This window comes from Caballeronia ptereochthonis (assembly GCF_001545075.1).
GTDB lineage: Bacteria > Pseudomonadota > Gammaproteobacteria > Burkholderiales > Burkholderiaceae > Caballeronia > Caballeronia ptereochthonis.
The window spans coordinates 284,844-299,139 of sequence record NZ_FCOB02000003.1 but is presented as its reverse complement, the minus strand read 5'-3'; the positions used below and the strand labels follow the sequence as shown (position 1 = coordinate 299,139).

The following is a 14,296-nucleotide window of genomic DNA, read 5'->3' as shown; positions in this document are numbered from 1 at the left end:
ATGGCGCGCGCTGACCTATCGTGATAGTGAGAGCCTGATAAAAACATGCGCGCAGACGCGTTTAAAAAGACCCGGGGGGGACATGAAAGCGAAGGTCGCAGGTCTGGCCGGCTGCCTTATTGTATTGGCCAGCGCAACGGCGGCGAATGCCGCATTCCGGTACGACGAACTCTGGGGCTATGTCGCGCCGTCGATGGCCCAGTCCGGGGCATCCGCGTCGAATCCCAGGCCGTCTGTCTATGACGAAGTGCTGGTCGAGAAAGGCGTCGATCCGGCTTCCGAAAAAGGGCAGCTGATTCTCGCGTGGATCGTGCGCATCAACAGCGATCCGGCGGTCGCCGGCAACGTCCAGCGCATGAGCAATCTCATGCTGAATCCGGGCGCGCGCGCCGAAGCGTTGGCCGACGGACTCGGACGCATGGCGCCCGCACTGCGTTTGCAGTACGTCGCGCTGATCGCCAAGGTACTCGACACTCTCGTTCCTCCCGACTGCTTCGGCTTATACGAGATGGACGCGGTGATTGACCGAGTCTCGCTGAACGCGATGTCCGACGCGGATATCGACGGTTACTTCCGCATGCTGCTGGCGGCGCTTCGCGCGGCGCAAACCGGGACCACGCTCGACACGCCGAGCCCGCAGCAATATGCGCAGGCGGAGACAAGCCTCAAGCTCTCGCTGCTTCGGGAGCTGGACTACGCTCCCGGCAATGTCGCGCGCTATTCGGCCTTCTCCGCCAATCCGCGAAGCGTGCCTCCCGTCGACGCATGCTGGGCGATGCGGGTGACCATGCACGCCATACTTGCGATGCCTGACCCCGAGCGGGACGTCGTGTTGCGGCAAATGGTCCAGTCGCGGCGTGCCACGCCTGCGCCAGCTAATTGAACGAACGGGTGGGGCTTGTGATCGCCATTGCCTGCCATATTCTTGCTCGGTGTGACGCGCCGAATGTGATGGCGAACGTGAGGGAGCGATCACGAGCGATGTCCCACAGTGGACACCGCATCCAATGTGAAGGCGCCTCGGGCGACGTTCACTGCTATGCGTTTCATCATGAGGCCGTGAAGAATCTCACCTGCCGTTAGGCCCACTATCGCGACATCGCGACGCCGCCCGACTGGTATATGGCGCAAGCTCAGCAGGTCACGGCCGCGGCAAGACCATGTTCGCTGTTTCGCTACGATACGCACTAAGGACGAGCGATCGCGCTCAGTCCTGGTCGACGTAGTCGTCGACTGCACTGCCCACGGTAGGATGAAATCGATCGTCGCCGACGATGTCCAACATTTCGAAACGTTCGAGCTTGTCGCGCACCGGGTCCTTCATTTCGGCGAAGTGCAACGCGATATTGCGCTCGCCCAGTATCAGAATCAGTTCCCGTAACATGTCCGCTGAGGTCACGTCGATACTGGTTACGGGTTCAGCGGCCACTACGATCCTGCGCACGGGCGTCGATGACTCGTCGACGGCCTTTAGCAGGCATTCCTGGAAAAGCTCGGCATTTGCAAAGAACAACGGCGCATCCCAGCGAAACAGCAGCAGCCCCGGAATCCGCGTGGCATGTGGATAGCGCTTGATGTCATGGTAGCCGCGCAGATCTTCCACACGCCCGAGAACGGCGTAATGGGGACGCCAACCGTCCCAGAGAAACTCGATGACCGCGATCACGATTGCAATGCAGATACCGGGAATCGCACCGAAAACGGCGACGCCTGCGAAGCAGACAACGGAGAGCCAGAACTCCCATTGCTGGATTCGGTAGATGCGCTTGAGATCCGTAAATTCGAACAGGCCGAGGGCGGCGGCAATGACGACAGCGGCCAGTGCGCTATTTGGCAGATACCGCATCAGATTCGGTGCAGCGATCAGGAGCACCGCAACCGCCACCGCGCCGACCACGCCCGTCACCTGCGTTCTGGCGCCTGCTGCTTCGGCCACGGGTGTGCGCGAAGAACTGCTGCTGATCGGAAAACCCTGAAAAAAACCGGCCGCCAGATTGGCCGCCCCCAAACCGACCATCTCCTGGTTCGGATCCACGCGCATATGAAAACGCGCAGCGAAGGTTCGTGACAACACGCTGGTATCCGCAAACGAGATCAGCGCGACCGCGCAGCCGCCAAGCAGAATCCTGACGAGATCGGCGTCACCGACCCATGGTAATGCGAACGACGGAAGGCCTTGCGGGATCTTGCCGAGTACCTTAACGCCGACGCTGTCCAACCCGAATGCGATGACGCTTAGCGTCGCGAGAACGACGGCGATCAGGATGCCCGGCACCTTCTCAAAACGCTTGAGCAACAAAATCAACACAAGGCTTCCCGCGCCGACGGCGAAACTGTACCAGTTGGCTTTGCCCGCACCGATGGCCGTTCCAAGCGCCAGCAGATCGCGCAGCGGCCCCCGATCATCAAACGAGATGGCAAAAAGTTTCGGCAACTGGCTGATCAGGACGGTCAGCGCAATGCCGTTCATGTAGCCGTAACGGATGGGCTTGGAGAGCAGTTCCGTGATGAAGCCGAGCCGCAGAAGTCCCATCACGACGCAGAACAGCCCAGAGACGATCGCCATCATGCTGGCCGTCGCTATCGCGCGCGAGGGGTCGCTGCCCGCGGTAGCGATAACGACGGCAAGAATTGGCGCGGCGAGTGCCGAGTCCGGACCGAGCACCAGAATCCGGCTGGGACCAAAGACGGCATAGGCCAGCAACGGAACGATCGTCGCGTAGAGGCCATAGACGCCTGGAACGCCTGACGCCTCGGCATATGCGATACCGACGGGTACCAGCATCGTGGTGAGCACCAGTCCGGCAGCCAGATCGTTGGGCAGCCAGCTACCCCGATACGTCTTGAGCATCGCCAGGCCTGGCAGCCAACGCGACCATCGCGTTGCGCCGACGCCAGCCTGTCCACCTTCATGAATAGGACGGTCGGATTGCATTTGTCGGATGGTTGTGATCGAAATAGTCGCGATCCGGAGTGTGCGGCACTGCCGTTCCAAATGAAGGATAGCCCAGCCGGGCGGGCGCGACGTTCTTTCTTGCTTCGGCACTGATCCCCGTGCCGCTACCGCTATCAATACGCCTTGGCTTCGGCGTGGTTTCCGGCTATCTGGTGGCGGGCGTTTTCATCGGGCCATGGTTCTTGAAGCTGGGGACCGACGTTGACGCAATCCTCGATTTTTCGAATTGGGCATCGACCATCGCACCGGCAGCATTGGACCGGCCGTGCCCGGATGAAACATCTCGGATCTCTTGCCGCCTTGGTCGGCTCGGCGATCGCAGCGTGGCTCATCTGGCGCGATGATCCTGTTGCGATTCTGCAGCTGCTGGAGTCGGCCGGAGTGGGCCTGGTGCTGGCCGCCCTCGTCCATATCCTGGCGATGCTGCCGAACGCATGGGACTGGCGCATGCTGATACGTGATGCGGAGCGCCCCTCGCTTGCGACCATGCTCAAGCTTGTCTGGATTCGCGAGTCGATCAACGAACTGCTGCGCGTGGCGCGCATCGGCGGGGAGATCGTTTCATTCCGGCTGCTCGGCCGGGTCGGCGTGCGCCCAGTAACGGCCGTGGCGAGCCTCGTCGTGGACATGCAGCTCACGTTGATCAGCCAAGTCGTCTTCGCACTCATCGCCCTCGGATACGTGGCGGAGCTGGCCTCGTCGGACTCCGTGCGCCTTGCGGGAAGGCTGGCGTGGGGCCTGGCGGGCCTCATGCCGGTGCTCTTGCTGTTCGCGCTCGTGCAACATGCGCGGCCGTTCGAACGCGCCGCGCGAACACTCAACCGAGTCACGAGTGGTAAGGTGTACGCGCTCGTTGGCAAGTCGGCGCGAATCGATCAGTCGATCAAGCTCATCTGGCGGCAGACCGGCGTCGTGGTTCGATATCTGTGCGACAGGAAGCCCGCACCGGGCGCAACTTTGACCTACATCGTCGAACGAGGCTGGCTCGCGGGCTTCGCGATGGCCGCCTAACGCGCGCAATATGGAGCATGCGGCGCGATGTTTTTCATTGCCGACGTCCGGCACCGCGGTGTACGACGTGATTGCAAGGACGGCGTTTGCGTAGTTCCTCACGTTGGTGACAACGACTGTTCGGTCTGGCGCCCCTTGCGCGTGCGACATAGCTGGTCCCATTGATGCAAGGCAGACGAGCGCAGGGAAGAGACGCAACGAGGATAGGAAGAGGACCGGCTTTCGCATGTGGTGCGTTCGTTTGAACGTTTTGCGTCTGGTTGGATGTACGTTGCATGCGGCTGCTTTGCCGCTATCCCAGCGCGGTCGGGGGCTCTCCAGAGGGCATACGCAGCGAATTTAGCCGAGCGATCGCCTTACGCCAAGCTCATGGCACAAGTCATCTTCAAGCGACGCCCGGATGTGTGGAAAGGACCAGTACATTCGCAAGTGAAATGCTGGCGTTTGAGTTCAGAAATGTGGTATCCATTGAATGGTGGCCGCGCTTGGCTGGAGGCGGCGTCACAAAAGCGCTACGGCCAATACGTTTTCTCGTTCGAGTCCGACGGGTTAGAAGCTGCTGCAGGAACAACGGGAGCTTCGCGATGGGTGATCTCTGGGTAGGTAATGTTGACGAGTCGACGACCGACGAGGAAATCCGGGATTTTCTTTGCAAGTACGGGTTTCCTCTGAGCGATTCGATCAAGCGAGTGTCCGGAACCGGCAACCGTCCGGCGGCGGTCGTAAGCTTCGATTCGGTCGAACCTCACGTGCTGCGCACTTTCCAGCCGCGCATCCACAATATGTTTTGGAAGAATCACAGGCTTGTGGTGCAGGTCATGCCCGAGCGCCACGAACTCTGAGGGTGCTATCACCGTGACTGACGGTGTGCCGTAAAAACTGGCGACGAGTTGGTGGTGGCGTGGCCGCAAGCGTCGCATCGGGCATCATCAGGGGCCGCGATGAAAGATGAAAAGGACAAGGAAGCCAGCGAAGCGAAGGGCGTGGGTGAAGACGCGGTTGTGGAGTGCCTCTCCCGCAAGCGGTATGAGAAGGAACTCGCGCGCCTGCATATCGAGCTTGTGAAGCTGCAAGAATGGGCCGTCCGGACTGGCGCGAAGATCTGCGTCGTGTTCGAGGGACGCGACGGCGCGGGGAAGGGGGGAACCATTAAGGCGATCACTGAGCGGGTGAGCCCGCGCATCTTCCGCGTCGTGGCGCTACCCGCACCCACCGAACGCGAAAAGACTCAGATGTATGTGCAGCGTTATCTGCCGCACTTGCCGGCAGCGGGCGAAATCACGCTCTTCGATCGAAGCTGGTACAACCGCGCGGGCGTCGAACGCGTGATGGGTTTCTGCAGCGAGCATCAGGCGCGCGACTTTATGAAGGCTGTGCCACTCGTCGAACGCGCGATCATCGATTCTGGAGTCATTCTGCTCAAATACTGGCTGGAGGTCGGCCAGGAAGAGCAGACGCGGCGCCTCGAAGAGCGCATCCACGACGAGCGCAAGATCTGGAAGCTCTCGCCGATGGACCTTCGCTCCTATAGCCGCTGGTACGACTATTCGCGTGCGCGCGACGATATGTTCGAAGCGACAGATACGGATATAGCGCCGTGGCACGTCGTGCGGTCGGACGATAAGCGCCGCGCTCGGCTGAACCTGATCAGCCATCTTCTCGACAGCGTTCCGTATGAAGCTGTGGCGCGAGAGAAGGTGAAGCTGCCAAAGCGTCAGAAGCGGGAGGGCTATCATGAGCCTGGCCGACCCCTTCGATACGTGCCCGAGCGATTCTGAACGAACCACCTCGTTTGATCCGCGTTATCGAAACACTTGGCTTGGTGCGTATTACGTCAAATTGCCTACGGGCTTGTCGGCGAAGGAGGCGAGGAGAGTGATGGCGACGGCGGTAAGTCAGTGCCGTGGTTTCGCCAGTCGCAACGAATATCTCGAATGCCAAGGATTCTTAGTTTTCGGAAGGCTTGGCCACGGAATCGGTGGCTAGCCGCAGGCGCGTTCGCGGAGCGGCGACGGAGCAGTTCACGACGAACGGCCTTGCCGAGCATGGGTGTATGCGATCGCAGTGCAGCCGGCACCAATGAGCATCCAAACCGTTCGTCGTTCCGTGTCGCATTCGAAAAGTAAGTTCCCTCCGCGCCAATCAAGGCACTTGGGCAACGTTGCTGGTTCCCAAGGGGCAACCTGGTTCTGGCGAAGAAGGCGCGCGGCCAGTTCAGTGTCGCGCGGCGAAACTCTCAAGAAGCATGCTTGGCAACGTAGAATGGCGCGATCGAGACGATCACGCCATATGGGCGGTTGCGCGACGCGCCATGCCAGCGCGACGCGCTTACTCCGTCAGGTGCGAAACCTTCGTTCCCTGGAGCGAGGCATCAGCCATCAGGCCGGCGTTCGTCAGAACGAATGCCTGAACCGGTTTGGTTGCTGTGTTCGTGTCGATCGCACCATTTGCGCCCATCCTAACGAGCGCCACGGAGGCGTCTGCACCAGCTGACCAGCCATCGGAGTTGCGGAACTTGCTGAGCGAGTCCTGAGTCATGAAGAGAAAGATGAGCGCCTTCGATTGAGCGCCTGCCTGCAGGCCGAACGAGCCCGAAGTTGTGCTGTAGTAGCCGACGGTGTGGCCGCCCGCGCGCAGCGCGCCTTTGCCATATTGCGCGCCGACGACGAGGCCGGCTTGGATTACGGACGGAAACACGAGCACGCCGCTCGCTTTTGCGACCAACTCACGCGAGCCGCCTACCGTGGCGTATAGACGCTGAAGGGTGCTATCGACGTCGGCGTCGATCGACCGGTGCAGATCGGCCGCGCCTGCGGCCTGTTCGCCTCCAGCGTTCCTGTTGGTCGTGCAGCCAGCTACTGCGAGGCCTGCCAGTGCCAGGACGGCGGTGGACTTGCGCATGAAGTTCCGTCTCTGCATCGAAGTTCTCCATCGTGGAATGAAAAAAACGCCATAAAGCACTAGCGAGATGCACGAAGTGTTATAGCACAGCAGTGTGAAGACGATCGACTCAACCGAGGTCGCTTGTTTGAAAACCCGTCGCGAACGCGCCAGCGAAAAAAAACCCGCCGAAGCGGGTGAACCACCTTGGAGATTTAAACCCCGCTCAATTTCAGCCGGAGCAGAGGTAGGTTAGCGCGTAACCGGAAAAACACAAGGCGAAGATTCGATCGCGGCATTCGAACGCCGGTTCCGGATAAAGGGATGCCGAAGGAAATTCCGCGTTGCTTGCCTCGCAGCACGGTCGTCTCATACGGCATATCCGCAGACGTTGCGATCCAGCGACAAACTTGACGACTCGATAGATTCGGACACCCAATTTCCGTTATCGTATTACAGCGACAGCAACTTCTCCGCAGAGAGGACAGTCGCGGTACGGGGTGCGTGAGCGTTTAATGAAAACAGACTTCGAACCCTGGAGTAACGAATGAAGAAAACTCTGATAGCCGGTACCGCGCTGGCCTCCTTGGCCGGTGTGGCGCAAGCGCAAAGCAGCGTGACGCTTTACGGCCTGATCGACGCAGGCCTGACTTACACGAACAGCCAAATCACCGGCACCGGAGCAGGTGGTCACAGCAACTGGCAGATGACCAGTGGAGGTGTGCAGTACAGTCGTTGGGGGCTGCGCGGAGCGGAAGATCTAGGCGGCGGGTTGCAGGCGATCTTCACTTTGGAAAACGGGTTTAACCTGAACAACGGGCAGTTGTCGTCTGCCAATCGCATCTTCAACCGTTTGGCCTACGTCGGAGTTTCCAGTCGTGACTTCGGCTCGCTGACTTTGGGACGTCAAACCGACGGCATGGTTGACTTCCTCGGGCCGCTCTCGTTGACCGGAACACAGTATGGCGGGACGCATTTCGCGCACCCGTTCGACGTCGACAATCTGAACGACTCGTTCCAAATTAACAATTCCGTCAAGTATCAGAGCCCGGATTTTGCCGGCTTCAAACTCGGCGCCCTGTATGGCTTCTCGAACCAGGCCGGTGGGTTCGCGAACAATCGTGCGTACAGCGTCGGCATGTCGTACGCGTGGGGGCCGTTGAACTTCGGCGCGGGGTATCTACACCTGAACAACGCCGCCGGCAGCCCGGCACAACTCAACACGAACGGAGCAGTCACCGATACGCTCGGAACGTCGCTATCAGGCCTTCTGACTCCGACCTCGGTGCCATTAGGTGCACTTGCTCGCCGGCAACAGACGTGGGGCGGAGGCGTCAACTACGCGTTCGGTCCGTTGGTCGCGGGCTTCGTCTATACACAAACGAACCTGACCGAGCTGTTCCTGACTGGCTTCAACACCCACTTCCAGAACTATGAAGGAAACATCCGGTTCGCTTTGACACCAGCCGTTATGCTCGCGGCCGCTTACACTTACTCACGGGCCGGAGGCAATGCCGGGAGCGGTGCTCCGCACTGGAATCAGGTGAGCGGGCTCGCGAACTACGCCTTCTCAAAACGCACGGACGTCTATATTCAAAGCACCTACCAAAGTGTGAGCGCGAGGGCTGGCAACCCGCTGGGGGTCGCCTGGATCAACGGTGTGAGTTCGCCCGCATCGACATCGAATCAGATTGAGGCAACCGTCGGCGTGCGTCACCGTTTCTGATTGGAAGCTCCCAAGCGGCCAAGTCGCGCTAGGGGGCGATTTGAGCGCGATAGAAGCCGTTGTTCAAGCGGGCGGTAAGCTACGGACGAGAAGGGCGCAACGTGCCTCGAGCCCGTGCGGAGGAGGTTGCGCTCGTGGCCCGCGCGGGGGAAACGGTTCGCAGGGTGAGTGGGCGCGCATAATGTGGCGGAGGTGAGCGAAGTTTTCCGTTACATTGCGAGGCTGGAGGCGCCAACTATGAACGTGCCGCGAGTGAAAAGGAAATCCGAGGGCACCCGTCGACGCGTTTTCGAGGCCGCGAAGCAACAGTTCGCGCTCCAGGGACTCTACGGGCCGCGAGTTGCCCGCTCGATGTCGGGCGACCCATACCACGGTCACACCCTGCCTGAGGCGTTGATGCAAGCGGCGATCTTGAGCGACGTGAAGCCGGAAGTCGTCCTCGTCGATCGCGGCTACAAGGGTGTTGCCATTGAGGGTGCGAAGTGACCGGACCGCTTCCGAGACCGGCCTTCGGACTGCTGACAACGCCACCGTCGACAATAGGTCGGGACTACGCGCAGCCGACTGGCCGCTCAGGGGCCGCAAAATTCCAGTGACCGTTTTCGAGCAATGAGGTCGGGGAGAGGACTGACGCAGCCCGACCCCTATGCGTCATTCGGCCCGTCGCATTTAGTGGCCGGAGTGGACTGGAAAGAAGAAATGCGCCAAGGGGCCGAGAGTTGCAAATCACGTCGCGCGATTCCCGCGTTCCACCAGACGCGAAGCAACCTCGCCGCGTGTCGGCTGAGCGTCGGCTATACGATGTGCGTTGCCCCCGTCAGCCGCTCCGCTGCCGAACGACGCGGCTGCGCTGCGCTTGCGCTTCCTTGAGAAGGTGGTAGGACGCATAGTACTTGTAGATGTTTCGCACATACGTGGTCGTCTCGATGCCGATCTTCTCGGCCACCACGATCTCCACGTTGTTGAACCAGACATCGGGGTTGAGTCCGCGGGCAGCAGCCTCCTTGCGCATCTTCGCGATGTTTCCCGGACCGGCGTTATAACTGGCAAAAGCGAATAACGGCCGGTCCACCTCGGAAAAATGGGCATCCTGGAAGTAGCGGGTCATCAATTGATCAAGATACTTCGCGCCGGCCTGTATGTTCCACTGGGTAACCTTGATGTCCCCGACGTTGAGTTCTTTCCCTGTGGCCGGCATGAGTTGCATGATGCCGACCGCGCCCACCCGACTCTTCGCATCCTGATTGAGCTGCGATTCCTGGAACCCTTGGGCGGCGAGCATCAATGGGTCGAAATCGTATTGCCGGCCATATTTTTCGAAATACGCCACCGTCTGTCTGAAACGTTTGAGTTCGGCCGTTTCTGTGTTGTTGTGAATCTGCTTCGCACCCTGCACGTATTGTTTGAGGCGGACCTCTGCTATGCTTTGCTTCCTGATGACCTTCTCATAGAAGTCGCCGATCACCGCCTTCAACTGAGGGCTATTCTTGCGAATGGCCCAGCCGATGACGCCGCCCTCCCGCACCGCCATGTTCTCGTGCACCTTGACGTTCGGTAGCATCTGCGCCCACATGCGCGCCTTCCAGTCGTCGACGACCAGGATCTGAAGCAGGCCGATATTCAGCATCTCCATCGCGTCTTCGTCTTCGAGCGCATCCGGTAACAGCACGATCCGGATCGGTGGCTTTCCGACCTGCCGGAAGTGGTTGTTCAGTGCAATCAGGCTTTCGTAATAGCTACTATGGCGGCGGACGTCGACGGACTTTCCCTTCAGGTCATCGAGAGCGGAAAGCGCAGGTGACTTCGGACCGGTCAGAACGAGTTCACGCGTCGGCCTGAGCGCGTGTGCGGTAACAAAGTCGGCCTGCTTCAGGCGATCCTCCGTTACCGTCAGATTGCCGGCTGCGATATCGCCGACGCCTTCCGCGAGCCCGGGCAGCAGCCGGTCGCGTGTTGTCGGGATTATGATGACCGTAATCGGGCGTTTGCCGAGGCGATCGGCGTAGGTCCTGTTGACGAATCGCTCAAAGTCGCGCACGGTATCCGCGGTCACCCCGCGCTCGTGTCCGCGATCGTTGAAGTAGAGCGTACGGCTAAAGGGGGCGAGAACTCGAATTATGCGACGGTCTAGCATCGCGTCGAAATCGCCGCGCCAAGGCTTGTTGGTCAGATCAATGCGGCGTGTCGCACTCGCAGGAATCGGCGCGGACACTGTCGGTGACGCAGACGCAGATGACGGCGCGGATGCCGGTTGAGCCGCAGCGAAAACTGCGCTCCATAAGCAAAGCGAAGCGCACAACAAGCCTGATAGCAGGCACGCACGAGCGAAACGCATCATACACACCGAATTTGTCGGGATTCAGCCTTGCGCTCGGTCCGTCTGGACCGTCATTACAGCCGAAATCGTCTGAGCTTTCGAGGTCTTCTTGAATATCGGCCCCTCGACTTTTACAGCATAGTTGCGCATGAAAACGGTTCAAGCCATCAGCGTGACAGCGCGCTTCTGTCGGACGTGCCTCCGATCGACAAAGTCGCAGAAATCGCCCGCGTCCCGGGGGGGACGTCCGTTCTCGCGCAGTCGCGTCAGGTCGCGCCAAACTATCAACAAGCTGAGCGTCCAGAAGCGCTTCGGCGGCCGGTAGGCCCGGGACGGGCGGAAACGGTGCAGAGCAGCGTCCGGCCTTCGACCAAGATTGCTCCGCTGGCGGATTCAATCCCCAGCTTGCTCGCGGCCAAAGTCAGCGATACGCTCGAGATCCGCCATTTGCAGACGATGTGCGAACGGCTGTAGATGGGCCGATTGGTTGGGGTCGCCAACGGCCGTTCATTGGCACTTCAGTTCGCAGGAACCGACTTCGGCTGAGTGACCGGTTTGGAGGAGGTGATCTGACCGAAGTGGGTGGCGGATTCAACCGGTCGATGCAACACACTAGAATCTGCGTGAGCAGTGGAGGTGTTGCAATGAAGCAGAGACCGAGGATCTATTATTCTGAGAGTCAGAAGGCACTGATGTGGGACCGCTGGCGCAAAGGCGAAACGTTCGAGTACCTCGGAGCGCCGTGGCCAATACTTAGCGATCCAAGCTTATGGTGACGGGCGCGTGGCAAGTCTCGACGAGTTGTTGGCAGCTACGTGCGCAGACGATTGAAAAGTCACGCAACGCCACTTCTTACGGCCACATGTAATATTTGCCGCGATCTCAAGTACCCTCAGTCGAACGCCGGATAAACCCGGATGACAACTCCTTAGCGATAGATTATCAGTCCAATAAAGATGCTGCGGCTTTGCTGGGGAATCCGGAGCGCCTCTTGACCAAGTGGGTTCGAGCACGCCCCGGTACGTAATTGGGCGCAGGGGCGATGTCATGAACTCGATCCATCCGCTTAGCGTCGAATGAGACGTGTATTTGGATACTTTCCGCACTCACCCGGGAGTTCGCGGCGCGAGTACAGTGTCGGCGTTCCTCAAAACATGGGCTCTACAGTTCTCCGTTCGGGTGTCGAAATGCGTGAGTTCTCCCGGCTGCTGAGCATCGTGTTGGCGATTTGTGCGGGCGCGTGCGCGGGCCCCCAGGCACCGACGGAGACGGGTGCGCAGGCCGTTGTTCAGCCGCCGGCTACAAGCGGTGCGGCAACCGCCCAACCTGCGTCGGCGCCGAGTGGTGCGCAAGTGGTCTCGATGGATTCCGCCTCCCTCGACGTGCTTGTCGGTCCGATCGCCCTGTTTCCTGATGACCTCGTCGCGATCATTCTCCCGGCGTCGACGTATCCCGTCGAAATCGTGCAGGCTGATCGCTTTCTTGACCGGAGAAAAACCGAGAAGGACCTGCCGGTCAATGAAGCATGGCAGGACCCGGTCAAGGCGCTGCTGAATTACCCCGAAGTCGTGAAGAAAATGAGCACCGACCTGGACTGGACAGTGGCGCTCGGTGAGGCGGTGGTCGCGGACCAGAGCGCGGTCTTGCAGGCCGTGCAGCGTTTCCGGCGTCAGACGCAATCGGCGGGGAATCTTAAAACGGATGACAAGCAGACGGTGGTGGTCGAGAAGGAAGTTATCAAGATCGTGCCGTCCAATCCCGAGATCATCTACGTGCCGCAGTACAACCCGACGACGGTCGTCGTCAGCAGCCCGACACCGGTTTATAGCTACTGGCCTGCGCCTTACCCTGTCTACTACTATCCGTACGCACCGGGCGCGGCGTTCGCGACGGGCCTCATCTGGGGCGCGGCGATCACGGCAGCATGGCACGGCGGCCACTACGAGACGAACTATAACGGCGGCAACAACACGATCAACATCAACCGCGAAGGCAGCGTCAATCGGGCCGAGGTCAAGAACGAACTGAGCAATCGCGCGGCGAACCGCTCGGCGAACGGGACATCTGCCTCTCAGCGCTCGACGCAGTGGCGCTCGGAAAAAAAGCCGGGACAGGTGTCGGGCGCCAGCACGCGTGCCACGTCACAACGTGTCGGTGATCCGCCGTCGCGCGCCGGCGCCGGCAACTTCGGCGCAGCCGGCGATGGCAATCGAGCCGCCACGCGCGCGCCGAATTCCGCGCAAGCGGCACGCGGTCAAGGTAGCGGCACCTTCCAAGGACGCGGCGGCGAAGCGTTCAGCGGCTATGGCTCTGCCCAGGGTGCGCGGGCGGATGGCGCGCGCGGCGCCGCCAGCCGTCAGTCGATGTCCGGCGGGCAGGGCGGGCGCAACTTCCAGGGAGGCGGCATTTCCGGGGGCGGGCGCGGTGGATTTGGCGGAGGCGGCGGTCGCATGGGCCGCCGATAGGAGAGGCGTCGTGAGCACATGGTCTCGTCTAACTGTTCCTTGCCTTGTCTGGGCGATGCTCGTCATCCCGCTGCGCGCGGCTGTCGCCGATCAGCAGCAGACGTTCGCCACGCCCGACGAAGCGATCAGCGCGCTCCAGCAGGCGCTAAAGTCGAACGACGATGCCGCGCTCATCGCGATCTTCGGCAATGCACACAAGGAACTCGTTGTGACGCCGGATGAAGCCGAAAACCGCGATCTGCGCGCTAACGCGCTCGCCGAGTTCAATGCATATCACATGCTCGAGGAAACGTCGCAGAACCGCCGCATCCTGCGCATCGGCGACGAAGCTTGGCCGATGCCGATTCCACTGGTTCGGGAACATGGCGGGTGGCGCTTTGCAACTGAAGAGGGCGAGCAAGAAGTCTTGGACCGGCGCATCGGCGCGAACGAGCTCGAAGCGATCAAGGTTCTGCGCACGTACGTGGATGCGCAACGCGAGTACTCGACGCAAGATCGCATGGGCGACGGCGTGCTGCAATACGCGCGTAGGCTCGGCAGTTTGCCGGGCAAGCGCGACGGCCTCTATTGGGCCGCCGACGAATCGAAGGGCGAGGAGCCGAGCCCGTTCGGTCCTCTGATTGCCGCAAGCGCGAACTATTTCGAGGGCCGAACCCCGGGTGATGGTTACCACGGATACTATTTTCGCATCCTCACCCGACAGGGTAAGCACGCGGCGGGCGGCGCTTTCAATTACATCATCAACGGGCGCATGCTCGCCGGCTTCGCGATGGCCGCGTACCCTGCGCGATACGGTGCAAGCGGCGTGATGACTTTCGTTGTCAACAACAATGGCGTGGTGTATCAGAAGAATCGCGGCGCAGCGGCAAAGCCGTTGACGGCGTTCGATCCCGATGCGTCTTGGACCCGTGTGCAGGAGCCTTGACGAGTTTGCAGGCACA

10 protein-coding genes and 2 pseudogenes are annotated in these 14,296 nt (G+C 60.6%); 9 read left to right on the top strand and 3 right to left on the bottom strand.

What is annotated here, in order from left to right; genetic code table 11:
- Positions 1 to 82 precede the first annotated feature (82 nt).
- Positions 83 to 883: a hypothetical protein gene (locus tag AWB83_RS04910; RefSeq protein WP_087043099.1), complete on the top strand. Its 801-nt coding sequence runs from the start codon at positions 83 to 85 to the stop codon at positions 881 to 883.
- Between the two features lie 324 nt (positions 884 to 1,207).
- Here AWB83_RS04910 and AWB83_RS04905 read toward each other — a convergent pair whose 3' ends face one another.
- Positions 1,208 to 2,935, bottom strand: coding sequence for a SulP family inorganic anion transporter (locus tag AWB83_RS04905; RefSeq protein ID WP_096059351.1), 1,728 nt, complete (start codon positions 2,933 to 2,935; stop codon positions 1,208 to 1,210).
- A gap of 294 nt (positions 2,936 to 3,229) precedes the next feature.
- On the opposite strand from AWB83_RS04905, the pseudogene AWB83_RS04900 reads away from it, so the two are divergent.
- From AWB83_RS04900 to ppk2, 3 genes and pseudogenes are all read left to right on the top strand, one after another.
- Positions 3,230 to 3,883 (top strand): annotated as a pseudogene (locus AWB83_RS04900) (lysylphosphatidylglycerol synthase domain-containing protein); the annotation flags it as partial.
- 668 nt (positions 3,884 to 4,551) lie between these two features.
- Complete coding sequence (locus tag AWB83_RS04895; protein WP_087043098.1) at positions 4,552 to 4,809, top strand: RNA recognition motif domain-containing protein; 258 nt, start codon at positions 4,552 to 4,554, stop codon at positions 4,807 to 4,809.
- A gap of 99 nt (positions 4,810 to 4,908) precedes the next feature.
- The gene (ppk2, locus tag AWB83_RS04890; RefSeq protein ID WP_087043097.1) at positions 4,909 to 5,745 is read left to right on the top strand and encodes a polyphosphate kinase 2; all 837 of its coding nucleotides are present in this window, start codon (positions 4,909 to 4,911) and stop codon (positions 5,743 to 5,745) included.
- 550 nt (positions 5,746 to 6,295) lie between these two features.
- Here the strand turns inward: ppk2 and AWB83_RS04885 are convergent.
- The gene (locus AWB83_RS04885; RefSeq protein ID WP_087043096.1) at positions 6,296 to 6,886 is read right to left on the bottom strand and encodes a BPSL1445 family SYLF domain-containing lipoprotein; all 591 of its coding nucleotides are present in this window, start codon (positions 6,884 to 6,886) and stop codon (positions 6,296 to 6,298) included.
- A gap of 508 nt (positions 6,887 to 7,394) precedes the next feature.
- On the opposite strand from AWB83_RS04885, the gene AWB83_RS04880 reads away from it, so the two are divergent.
- Together AWB83_RS04880 and AWB83_RS35730 are read left to right on the top strand one after the other, a co-directional pair.
- Positions 7,395 to 8,573, top strand: a complete 1,179-nt coding sequence (locus tag AWB83_RS04880; protein ID WP_087043095.1) for a porin — start codon at positions 7,395 to 7,397, stop codon at positions 8,571 to 8,573.
- Between the two features lie 336 nt (positions 8,574 to 8,909).
- Positions 8,910 to 9,056, top strand: a pseudogene (locus tag AWB83_RS35730) (IS5/IS1182 family transposase); the annotation flags it as partial.
- Between the two features lie 334 nt (positions 9,057 to 9,390).
- Here the strand turns inward: AWB83_RS35730 and AWB83_RS04870 are convergent.
- Complete coding sequence (locus tag AWB83_RS04870) at positions 9,391 to 10,911, bottom strand: MltF family protein (RefSeq protein ID WP_087043093.1); 1,521 nt, start codon at positions 10,909 to 10,911, stop codon at positions 9,391 to 9,393.
- Positions 10,912 to 10,938: 27 nt separating this feature from the next.
- Here AWB83_RS04870 and AWB83_RS04865 point away from each other — a divergent pair, with 27 nt between their 5' ends.
- The 3 genes from AWB83_RS04865 to AWB83_RS04855 all read left to right on the top strand — a co-directional run bounded on the left by AWB83_RS04865 (position 10,939) and on the right by AWB83_RS04855 (position 14,280).
- Positions 10,939 to 11,364: a hypothetical protein gene (locus AWB83_RS04865; protein ID WP_143750014.1), complete on the top strand. Its 426-nt coding sequence runs from the start codon at positions 10,939 to 10,941 to the stop codon at positions 11,362 to 11,364.
- 887 nt (positions 11,365 to 12,251) lie between these two features.
- Entirely contained in the window at positions 12,252 to 13,355 is a 1,104-nt protein-coding gene (locus AWB83_RS04860; protein WP_244197575.1) for a DUF3300 domain-containing protein, read from the top strand.
- Positions 13,356 to 13,365: 10 nt separating this feature from the next.
- Positions 13,366 to 14,280: a DUF2950 domain-containing protein gene (locus AWB83_RS04855; protein WP_244197574.1), complete on the top strand. Its 915-nt coding sequence runs from the start codon at positions 13,366 to 13,368 to the stop codon at positions 14,278 to 14,280.
- Positions 14,281 to 14,296: the final 16 nt, after the last annotated feature.

Bases quoted from the DNA above. Each gene is read 5' to 3' on its own strand.
- AWB83_RS04885 (WP_087043096.1), bottom strand. From the start codon at position 6,886: ATGCAGAGACGGAACTTCATGCGCAAGTCCACCGCCGTCCTGGCACTG.
- AWB83_RS04870 (WP_087043093.1), bottom strand. From the start codon at position 10,911: ATGATGCGTTTCGCTCGTGCGTGCCTGCTATCAGGCTTGTTGTGCGCT.
- AWB83_RS04905 (WP_096059351.1), bottom strand. From the start codon at position 2,935: ATGCAATCCGACCGTCCTATTCATGAAGGTGGACAGGCTGGCGTCGGC.
- AWB83_RS04880 (WP_087043095.1), top strand. From the start codon at position 7,395: ATGAAGAAAACTCTGATAGCCGGTACCGCGCTGGCCTCCTTGGCCGGT.
- AWB83_RS04910 (WP_087043099.1), top strand. From the start codon at position 83: ATGAAAGCGAAGGTCGCAGGTCTGGCCGGCTGCCTTATTGTATTGGCC.
- ppk2 (WP_087043097.1), top strand. From the start codon at position 4,909: ATGAAAGATGAAAAGGACAAGGAAGCCAGCGAAGCGAAGGGCGTGGGT.
- AWB83_RS04860 (WP_244197575.1), top strand. From the start codon at position 12,252: ATGGATTCCGCCTCCCTCGACGTGCTTGTCGGTCCGATCGCCCTGTTT.
- AWB83_RS04895 (WP_087043098.1), top strand. From the start codon at position 4,552: ATGGGTGATCTCTGGGTAGGTAATGTTGACGAGTCGACGACCGACGAG.